The sequence below is a fragment of the Pseudomonas sp. S36 genome (genome assembly GCF_016647875.1).
In the GTDB taxonomy this organism is placed as follows: Bacteria; Pseudomonadota; Gammaproteobacteria; order Pseudomonadales; family Pseudomonadaceae; genus Aquipseudomonas; species Aquipseudomonas parafulva.
Map to the genome: position 1 here is coordinate 1 of NZ_JACVVG010000082.1, position 9,437 is coordinate 9,437.

Annotated in this window: 8 protein-coding genes; all 8 read left to right on the top strand. The window is 62.2% G+C overall.

Annotation, left to right across the window (positions count from 1 at the left end):
* Nucleotides 1-399: 399 nt before the first annotated feature.
* The 8 genes from gmd (at nt 400) to IAE36_RS23180 (ending at nt 9,325) form a co-directional block, all read left to right on the top strand.
* Nucleotides 400-1,431 carry a GDP-mannose 4,6-dehydratase gene (gmd, locus tag IAE36_RS23145; RefSeq protein WP_201214936.1) on the top strand — a complete coding sequence of 344 codons (1,032 nt, stop codon included), beginning with the start codon at nt 400-402 and terminating at the stop codon, nt 1,429-1,431.
* Complete coding sequence (locus IAE36_RS23150; protein WP_201214937.1) at nt 1,431-2,327, top strand: GDP-mannose 4,6-dehydratase; 897 nt, start codon at nt 1,431-1,433, stop codon at nt 2,325-2,327. The genes gmd and IAE36_RS23150 overlap by 1 nt, the downstream gene beginning before the upstream one ends.
* The gene (locus tag IAE36_RS23155; protein WP_201214938.1) at nt 2,324-3,466 is read left to right on the top strand and encodes a glycosyltransferase family 4 protein; all 1,143 of its coding nucleotides are present in this window, start codon (nt 2,324-2,326) and stop codon (nt 3,464-3,466) included. Before IAE36_RS23150 ends, IAE36_RS23155 begins: the two co-directional genes overlap by 4 nt.
* Nucleotides 3,463-4,572 carry a glycosyltransferase family 4 protein gene (locus IAE36_RS23160; protein WP_201214939.1) on the top strand — a complete coding sequence of 370 codons (1,110 nt, stop codon included), beginning with the start codon at nt 3,463-3,465 and terminating at the stop codon, nt 4,570-4,572. The genes IAE36_RS23155 and IAE36_RS23160 overlap by 4 nt, the downstream gene beginning before the upstream one ends.
* Nucleotides 4,573-4,641: 69 nt before the next feature.
* Nucleotides 4,642-5,613, top strand: a complete 972-nt coding sequence (locus IAE36_RS23165) for a UDP-glucose 4-epimerase family protein (protein WP_201214940.1) — start codon at nt 4,642-4,644, stop codon at nt 5,611-5,613.
* Nucleotides 5,610-6,614, top strand: a complete 1,005-nt coding sequence (locus tag IAE36_RS23170) for an MraY family glycosyltransferase (RefSeq protein WP_201214941.1) — start codon at nt 5,610-5,612, stop codon at nt 6,612-6,614. The genes IAE36_RS23165 and IAE36_RS23170 overlap by 4 nt, the downstream gene beginning before the upstream one ends.
* 102 nt (nt 6,615-6,716) lie before the next feature.
* The gene (locus tag IAE36_RS23175; RefSeq protein ID WP_201214942.1) at nt 6,717-8,735 is read left to right on the top strand and encodes a polysaccharide biosynthesis protein; all 2,019 of its coding nucleotides are present in this window, start codon (nt 6,717-6,719) and stop codon (nt 8,733-8,735) included.
* 254 nt (nt 8,736-8,989) lie between these two features.
* Complete coding sequence (locus IAE36_RS23180; RefSeq protein ID WP_201165217.1) at nt 8,990-9,325, top strand: ComEA family DNA-binding protein; 336 nt, start codon at nt 8,990-8,992, stop codon at nt 9,323-9,325.
* Nucleotides 9,326-9,437 lie beyond the last annotated feature (112 nt).

Below are 9,437 nucleotides of genomic sequence, written 5' to 3' on the forward strand. Positions count from 1 at the left end.
ACGTAGGAGCGAGCAAAGCTCGCGATGCGCCGCGCGGGCGGCGCTCGGTCTAACAGGCGCAGAGCGTGTTGCGGCGAACACTTAACGGCCATGATGCACCCTCGAACCGGTGCCTTGCCTGAAGAAGGTGGTGGGGCTGATAGTGCTCACCTTCGGAACATTCCTACACCAGCCAAGCTGGCGATATCCTCCCCCGGAACTTATTCTCCACCACCGGTTCCTAACCCGTTCAACAAGGCCTGACCAGCGGCGTCCGGTGCTTCGGTGGTTTGCAAGTCGAGTAGTCCCCCCGACCCATGTATACTGCGGCATCGAACTGAATGCGCGCGGCTGGAAGCGCTGCGTCACGCCCAATAATCACACATGCCCGCACGGCACTATCGGAGTTGGTTAAGTCGCATGAAAGCAATCGTTACTGGGATCACTGGTCAAGACGGCGCCTACCTGGCGGAACTGCTGCTGGAGAAGGGCTACACGGTGTACGGCACCTACCGTCGCACCAGCTCGGTTAACTTCTGGCGCATCGAGGAGTTGGGCATCCACACCAACCCTAACCTGCACCTGGTCGAGTACGATCTCACCGACCTGTCGGCCAGCATCCGCCTGCTGCAAACCACCGAAGCCACCGAGGTCTACAACCTCGCTGCGCAAAGCTTCGTAGGTGTGTCCTTCGAACAGCCGCTGACCACCGCCGAAATCACCGGCCTGGGCGCGGTCAACCTGCTGGAAGCCATCCGCATCGTCAACCCGAAGGTACGCTTCTACCAGGCCTCCACCTCCGAAATGTTCGGCAAGGTGCAAGAAATTCCGCAAGTCGAAACCACCCCGTTCTACCCGCGTAGCCCCTACGGTGTGGCCAAGCTGTACGCCCACTGGATGACCATCAACTACCGCGAGTCGTACAACATCTTTGCCACCAGCGGCATCCTGTTCAACCACGAGTCGCCCCTGCGTGGCCGTGAGTTCGTGACCCGCAAGATCACCGACTCGGTCGCCAAGATCAAGCTGGGCCTGCTGGACAAGCTGGAGCTGGGCAACCTGGACGCCAAGCGCGACTGGGGCTTCGCCAAAGAGTACGTCGAAGGCATGTGGCGCATGCTGCAGGCTGACGAGCCAGACACCTTCGTACTGGCCACCAACCGCACCGAAACCGTACGTGACTTTGTCACCATGGCCTTCAAGGCAGCTGGCATCGAGATCAACTGGGCCGGTAAGGATGAAGCCGAGCAGGGCACCTGCGCCGCCACCGGCAAAGTGCTGGTAGTGATCAACCCGAAATTCTACCGCCCGGCCGAAGTCGAGCTGCTGATCGGCAACCCAGCCAAAGCGAAAGAAGTACTGGGCTGGGAGCCTAAAACCAGCCTGGAAGAGCTGTGCCGCATGATGGTCGAAGCCGACCTGCGTCGTAACGAAAAAGGGTTCTCGTTCTGATGCAAATGGCCAGCAAACGCGCGCTAATCACCGGGGTACAAGGGTTTACGGGCCGCTATATGGCGGCCGAACTGCGGGCCCATGGTTATGAAGTGATCGGTACCGGGAGCCAGCCATTGGCAGTGCCCGGCTACCACCAGGTTGATCTTACTGATGGGCCTGGCTTGCACGCGTTGCTGGCCGAAGTGCAGCCAGATGTGGTCGTGCATCTGGCTGCCATTGCGTTTGTCGGGCACGGCGCTGCCGATGCTTTCTATCAGGTGAACCTGATCGGCACGCGCAACCTGCTCGAAGCCATTGCGGCCTGTGGCAAAGCACCTGAGTGTGTGCTGGTCGCCAGCAGCGCCAATGTTTATGGCAATGTTTCCGAAGGGATGCTGGACGAGCAGACGCCACCCGCGCCTGCCAACGACTACGCCGTCAGCAAGCTGGCGATGGAGTATATGGCACGGCTATGGTGCGACCGGCTGCCTATCGTTATCACGCGTCCGTTCAACTACACCGGGGTAGGGCAGGCTGAAAACTTCTTGCTGCCCAAGATCGTTTCACACTTCCAGCGCAAGGCCAGCACCATCGAGCTGGGTAACCTGGACGTATGGCGCGATTTCAGCGATGTGCGTGCGGTGGTGCGGGCTTATCGCGGCCTGATCGAGGCACGTGCTGTCGGCCAGACGGTGAACGTAAGCTCAGGCATTACCCATTCGCTGCGCGAAGTGATCGCCAGGTGCGAAACCATTACCGGCCATACGCTGGATGTGCAGGTAAACCCTGCGTTCGTGCGCGCCAATGAAGTAAAAACCCTGTGCGGCGACAACAGCCGCCTGCGCGCACTGGTGCCTGGCTGGGAAACGCCTGCGCTGGATGAAACGCTGGGTTGGATGCTTGCCGGTAAATGAAGGTCATTCTTTCCGTTGAGCCTGTACGCTTTCCACTGACCGGCATTGGCCGCTATACCTACGAACTGGCCAGCCGGTTGCAACACAGCAGTGGCATCAGCCAACTGCGCCTGTTTGCCGGGCGCAGGTTTCTGGCCGAACTGCCCAAGCCGGCTCAGCAATCGGACGCGGTGCACGGGCTCAAGCGCTTCGTGCAGAAAAACGCCCTGGCTGTGGAAGCCTATCGGCGCCTGATGCCCTACCTGCGGCAACGGGCACTGCGCGGGCATGATGACTTCCTCTACCACAGCCCCAACTACTACCTGCCGAAATTTGCCGGCCGCAGCGTGGCCACCTTCCACGACCTGTCGCCGTTCACCTGGGCGCATTGCCACACTCCCCAGCTGGCGCGCTACCTGCAAAAAGAGCTCACGCTCACGCTGGACCGCGCCGATGCGCTCATCACCGACTCGGCCTATACCCGGCAAGAACTGGCAGATTATTTCAACTGGCCCATTGAGCGCATTCACACTGTGCCCTTGGCCAGCTCGCCCGAGTTTCACCCCCGCAGCCCTGCGCAGCTGCGGGAAGGGCTCGCCCGTCACGGCCTGGAGCCGGGCGGCTACAGCCTGTTCGTCGGCACCATCGAGCCGCGCAAGAACCTGCAGAACCTGCTGGATGCCTATGGCCGGCTGCCCCTGGCACTCCGCCGCCGCTGGCCGTTGATCATCACCGGCTACCACGGTTGGCGCAGCGAGGCCATTCATGCCCGCATCGCTGAGGCCCAGCAGCAGGGGTGGGCCCGCTACCTGGGCTTTGCGCCCAGCGAAGACTTGCCCTTGCTGTTCGCCGGCGCCAGGCTGTTTACCTTCCCCTCGCATTACGAAGGCTTTGGCTTGCCCGTGCTTGAGGCGATGAGTTCCGGCGTGCCGGTGGTGTGCTCCAACAGTTCGTCTTTGCCGGAGGTGGCCGGCCCGGCAGCGCTGATGTGCGCGCCGGATGATGTCGAAGCCCTGACTGCGCTGTTGCAGCGCGGGCTGGAAGACGAAGCCTGGCGCGAGGCAGCCGTGGCGCAAGGCTTGGCGCATGCCGGTGGATTCTCCTGGGAGCGCTGCGCCCAGGGCACCCTCGAGGTTTACAAAGCGGTCAGGGCGCGATGATCAAGGTTCTGCATTTTTTCAAAACGTACTACCCGGACTCCATGGGTGGCATCGAGCAGGTGATCTTCCAGATCGCCGAGGGTACCCAAGCCCATGGCATCCAGCCTGAAGTGTTGTACTTAAGTAGCCGCGGGGCTGCGCGCAACGAACCCGTGGCCAACCACCTGACCCACCGCTCGAAGCTGGACCTGCATGTAGCCTCCACAGGCTTTTCCCTGTCTGCGTTCAAGGATTTCCGCGAGCTGGCCAGCCAGGCCGACATTGTTCACTTCCACTTCCCGTGGCCGTACATGGACCTGGTGCACTTCATGGCCGGCGTGAACAAGCCGACCGTGGTCAGCTACCACTCGGACATCGTCAAGCAGAAATGGCTGCTCAAGCTGTATCAACCGTTGATGAACCGCTTTTTTGCCAGCGTGGATCGGGTTGTGGCGTCTTCACCCAATTACGCCGCCCATAGCCCGGTACTGACGCAGTTTAAGGACAAGGTGTCGATCATCCCTTATGGTCTGGACAGGTCCACCTACCCGCAGGCCAGCGTGGAAAAGCTCGCCTACTGGCGGGCACGCCTGCCACAGCGGTTCTTCCTGTTCGTTGGCGCGCTGCGCTATTACAAAGGGTTGGACTACCTGCTGGAGGCGGCGCGCATCAGCGGCCTGCCGGTGGTGATCATGGGTGGTGGCTTCCTGGAGGCTCAGCTGCGGCAACAGGCGGCGGATGCCGGCCTGGAGCAGGTGCAGTTTCTGGGTGGCCTGCCGGACGAGGACAAGGTGGCACTGCTGGAGCTGTGCTATGCCTTTACCTTCCCGTCGCACCTGCGTTCCGAGTCATTCGGCATTTCGTTGCTGGAGGCCGCCATGTACGGCAAGCCGCTGGTTTCGTGCGAGATGGGCTCGGGCACTACCTTCATCAACCTGGCCGACCAGACCGGTCTGGTAGTACCGCCGCGCGATGGCGCCGCATTGGCACAGGCCATGCAGCGTCTATGGGATGACCCTGAGATGGCGCGGGCCATGGGTGTGAAGGCACAGCGGCGGTACGAAGAGGTGTTCACGGCATCGGCCATGGCCAGTGCGTATGCCGAGCTCTACCGCAGTTTGTTGTAGCAGCGATACACGGCCAAACAAGGCGCGCAAGCTCTTCAATGACGCCTGGGCGAATCGAGAACGAATTTCATGGAACGACCCACAATACTCGTTACCGGTGCTAGTGGTTTTGTCGGCGGTGCCCTGTGCAGGCAACTGGCTCACAGCGACCTGGTGGCTACACGTGCGGCCCTGCGCAGTGGCGCAATGGCTCCGGTTGCGGCAATGCCGTCAGTCACTATAAAGGATCTGGACGCAGCCACCGACTGGGCAGCAGCCTTGGCTGGCATCCATGTAGTGGTACACGCCGCCGCACGCGTGCACGTGATGCATGAAACTGCTACCGATAGCCTTGCCGAGTTTCGCCGGGTCAACGTGGAGGGCACGCTGAACCTGGCACGGCAGGCCGCCGCCGCCGGTGTGCGCCGTTTCATTTTCATCAGCTCCATCAAGGTGAACGGTGAAACCAGCCAGCCAGGCAGCCCGTTGCGGGCCGATGATAAGCCTGCGCCCCAGGATGCTTACGGCGTGTCCAAGCACGAAGCCGAGCAAGGCCTGCATGCGCTGGCTGCAAGCACTGGCATGGAGGTTGTGGTGATTCGCCCGGTGCTGGTGTACGGCCCCGGGGTCAAGGCCAACTTCCTCAGCATGATGCGCTGGGTGCACCGCGGTGTGCCGTTGCCATTGGGCGCGGTGCACAACCGCCGCAGCCTGGTATCGCTGGCAAACCTGGTTGACCTGGTCACCACCTGCATCGAGCACCCGGCCGCAGCGGGGCAGACGTTCCTGGCCAGCGATGGCGACGATGTTTCCCTCAGCCAGCTACTGCGGGCTTTGGGCCAAGCGATGGGCCGGCCAGCAAGGCTCCTGCCGGTACCCGCCGCTCTCTTGAAAACCGCCGCTTCGCTGCTGGGCCGTCGGGATCTGGCGCAGCGCTTGCTGGGCTCGCTGCAGGTGGACATCACCAAGAACCGCGAACTGTTGGGCTGGCACCCTCCTTACACGCTGCAGCAAGGCCTGACCCTGGCTGCCCGACCTTTTCTGGAAGCTCACCACCGATGATTTGGCTGATTGTGATTGCAGGCCTGGCAGCCTGGCTGATGACCGGTGCGCTGCGGCGCTATGCATTGGCTCGCAGCCTGCTGGATGTGCCCAATGCACGTAGTTCGCATACGCTGCCAACGCCGCGCGGTGGAGGCCTGGCGTTCGTCGTTGCGTTTTTGGTGGGGGCACTAGGGCTTGCGCTTTGGGATGCAGTAGACCCGTCAGCCCTGGTAGCTGTGCTGGGGGCGGGCGGTTTGGTGGCCGTCATCGGCTTTATGGACGACCACGGGCATATCGCCGCACGCTGGCGCCTGCTGGGCCATTTCGCCGCTGCCGCCTGGGGGCTGGCCTGGATGGGGGGCATGCCACCCATTGATATCTTCGGGTGGCCATTGCACGCGCTCTGGCTTAGCGTACCGTTGGGCCTGCTGTACCTCGTCTGGCTGCTCAACCTCTACAACTTCATGGACGGTATCGACGGCATTGCCAGTATCGAAGCCATCTGCGTGTGCCTGGGCGGTACGCTGCTGTTCTGGCTGGTGGGTGCGCCCGATGCGGCCTGGCTACCGCTGCTGCTGGCGGCCACCGTGACTGGCTTCCTGATCTGGAACTTCCCCCCGGCGCGCATTTTCATGGGCGACGCCGGCAGCGGTTTCCTCGGCATGGCACTCGGTTTGCTGGCATTACTGGCAGGTTGGGTAGACCCGCTACTATTCTGGGGGTGGTTAATACTTTTGGGTGTATTTGTGGTCGACGCCACCTTCACCTTGGGGCGGCGCCTGCTGCGCGGCGAGAAGGTCTACGAAGCGCACCGCAGCCACGCCTACCAGTACGCTTCGCGGCGTCACGGCAGCCATCGCCCGGTAAGCCTGGCGGTGGCGGCCATCAACCTGGGCTGGCTGCTGCCGGTCGCTGTCGTGGTCGTGGTGTTCAAACTCGATGGGGCATGGGGAACCTTGGTGGCCTATGCGCCTCTGATACTGTTGGCAATCGCCTACCATGCAGGGGAAAAAGAATAGGATGCTCCAGCACTACAGGCGCCACCCAGCGTTTTTCAGCGCTGCTGATACCGCAGCGCCCAACGGCTTCACCCGAGGTGTTCTTGCCATGAGGAAAGCCCCATGAGCAATGCGAAAAGCGACAGGCTACGCCAATACCTGGTCAACCTGTCCCGCCGACAGAAGCGCCTCATTCAGGTGTGCACAGATGTAGTGCTCATCTGGCTTGCCCTGTGGCTGTCATTCATCGTGCGCCTGGGCGTCGACGAAATGTACAACCCCATCGTCGAACACACCTGGCTGTTCATGGTGGCCCCCTGCGTTGCCATCCCGCTGTTCATCCGGTTCGGCATGTACCGCGCCGTCATGCGCTACTTCGGCAACGACGCCCTGGTCACCATCATCAAGGCCGTTACCCTGTCGGCACTGATTCTGGCGGTGCTGGTGTACTGGCACAGCAACCACCAGGAAGTGGTCCCACGCTCGATCATCTTCAACTACTGGTGGCTCAGCATGGTCATCATCGGCGGGTTACGCCTGATCATGCGCCAGTACTTTCTGGGTGACTGGTTCACCGGTGCCCACCAGATGCCTTTCGCCAACCGTGACGATGGCATGATCAAGGTCGCCATCTACGGTGCCGGTACAGCCGGTAACCAGCTGCTGGCGGCCCTGCGCATGGGCCGGGTGATGCGGCCGGTGGCGTTCATCGACGACGACGGTGACCTGGCCAACCGGGTGATTTCCGGCCTGCAAGTGTACAAGCCCAAGCACCTGGAGCAGATGCTGAAAGAAACCGGCGCACAGGAGGTGCTGCTGGCGCTGCCATCTGCCACCCGCGCCAGGCGCCGGGAGATCCTGGCGCTGCTTGAGCCTTACCCGCTCCATGTCCGAAGCGTGCCAGCCTTCGCCGACCTGGCCACCGGGCGGGTGAAGGTGGATGACATCCAGGACGTGGACATCGCCGACCTGCTGGGCCGTGACCCTGTGCCCGCCCAGGACGGCCTGCTGGAGCGCTGCGTGCACAAGCAGGTGGTACTGGTCACCGGTGCCGGCGGCTCCATAGGCGCGGAGCTGTGCCGGCAGATCATCGGCCTTGGGCCCAAGACCCTGCTGCTGCTGGACCACGCCGAATTCAACCTGTACAGCATTCTCAGCGAGCTGGAGCAACGTATTGCCCGTGAGTCGCTGACCGTGCAGCTGCTGCCCATTCTGGGCTCGGTGCGCAACCAGCAGCACTTGGCCGATGTGATGGGCACCTGGCGGGTAGATACGGTGTACCACGCTGCCGCCTACAAGCATGTGCCCATGGTGGAGCACAACATCGCCGAAGGCATCCTCAACAACGTCTACGGCACCCTGTGCACAGCCCAGGCGGCGCTGCAGACGGGGGTGGCGAACTTTGTGCTCATTTCCACCGATAAGGCTGTGCGCCCCACCAATGTGATGGGCAGCACCAAGCGGCTGTCCGAACTGATTTTGCAGGCGCTCAGCCGCGAAGCTGCCCCGGTGCTGTACGGCGACTGCAACAAGATTGCCCGGGTGAACAAAACCCGCTTCACCATGGTGCGCTTCGGCAATGTGCTGGGCTCGTCGGGCTCGGTAATTCCGCTGTTCCACCAGCAGATCAAGGCCGGTGGGCCGCTGACGGTGACCCACCCCAAGATCACCCGCTACTTCATGACCATCCCCGAAGCCGCCCAGTTGGTGGTGCAGGCTGGGGCCATGGGGCAGGGCGGTGATGTGTTCGTGCTGGACATGGGCGAGCCGGTACGCATTGTCGAATTGGCCGAGAAGATGATTCACCTGTCTGGCCTGAGCGTGCGCAGCCCGGCCAACCCCCAGGGGGATATATCCATCGACTTCACCGGCTTGCGCCCAGGCGAGAAGCTGTACGAAGAATTGCTGATCGGTGACGACGTAGCCCCCACCGCGCACCCCATGATCATGGTGGCCAACGAGGACTTCGTGGCGTGGGAGCTGCTGCGCGAACGCCTGACGGCGCTGCTGGCTGCCGTGGCTGAAGATGATTTCACCCGGGTGCGCCAGTTGCTGCGGGAGCTGGTAAGCGGTTATTCACCACAGGGCGATATTGTGGACTGGGTATACCTGCAACGCCGCCAGGGGCCGGTAGACAGATAAAAACGGCGTGGGGTGTAGGACTACAAGCGCACCCCCGTCAGAGATGCGTTCGGGCCGCTGGTGAGCGGCCCGCAGACTCGCCGAAAGCTCAAACAGGCATCCGCTCCGGGTAAGAAAACCTTTATGGGGGCGTGTCTTAACTGGTAACCGTTCACCCCGCCTGCTACCTGTTTAACGCCGGGTTTCACCGCTAGGGTTGTCTGCGCAGCCGAAGGAAAAGCTGCCGCACACTGATCAACCCTAGGAGTTTCACCATGCGCAACAACGTATTGTCGTATCTGCTACTGCCCCTGTTCGCCAGCCTGTCGTTTTCCCTCAGCGCCGCGCCGGCTAGCACGCCATCGGTGCTGGAGCCGCTGCAGGTGGTCGCCCAACAGCACCCTGAAGCGCTACCACGTCTGGACATCAACAAGGCCGATGCCGCCACGCTGCAGAAAGAACTGAACGGTATCGGCAAGGCCAAGGCAGAGGCCATCGTGGCGTACCGCGAAGCCCACGGGCCATTTACCTCGGTGGATGAGTTATTGGAAATCAAGGGCATCGGCAATGCGCTGCTGGAGCGCAACCGCGACAAAGTCACCGTGGAATAACCCCACACCTGTAGGAGCGAGCGCAGCTCGCGATGGGGTGCAAAGCACCCCCCCCCCCGTAGCTGCGCCGCCGCCATCGCCGGGGGCGCTACGCACCCCATGGCGGGCGGCG

Coding starts and splice junctions, on each gene's coding strand:
- gmd (WP_201214936.1), top strand. CDS start 400: ATGAAAGCAATCGTTACTGGGATCACTGGTCAAGACGGCGCCTACCTG.
- IAE36_RS23150 (WP_201214937.1), top strand. CDS start 1,431: ATGCAAATGGCCAGCAAACGCGCGCTAATCACCGGGGTACAAGGGTTT.
- IAE36_RS23155 (WP_201214938.1), top strand. CDS start 2,324: ATGAAGGTCATTCTTTCCGTTGAGCCTGTACGCTTTCCACTGACCGGC.
- IAE36_RS23160 (WP_201214939.1), top strand. CDS start 3,463: ATGATCAAGGTTCTGCATTTTTTCAAAACGTACTACCCGGACTCCATG.
- IAE36_RS23165 (WP_201214940.1), top strand. CDS start 4,642: ATGGAACGACCCACAATACTCGTTACCGGTGCTAGTGGTTTTGTCGGC.
- IAE36_RS23170 (WP_201214941.1), top strand. CDS start 5,610: ATGATTTGGCTGATTGTGATTGCAGGCCTGGCAGCCTGGCTGATGACC.
- IAE36_RS23175 (WP_201214942.1), top strand. CDS start 6,717: ATGAGCAATGCGAAAAGCGACAGGCTACGCCAATACCTGGTCAACCTG.
- IAE36_RS23180 (WP_201165217.1), top strand. CDS start 8,990: ATGCGCAACAACGTATTGTCGTATCTGCTACTGCCCCTGTTCGCCAGC.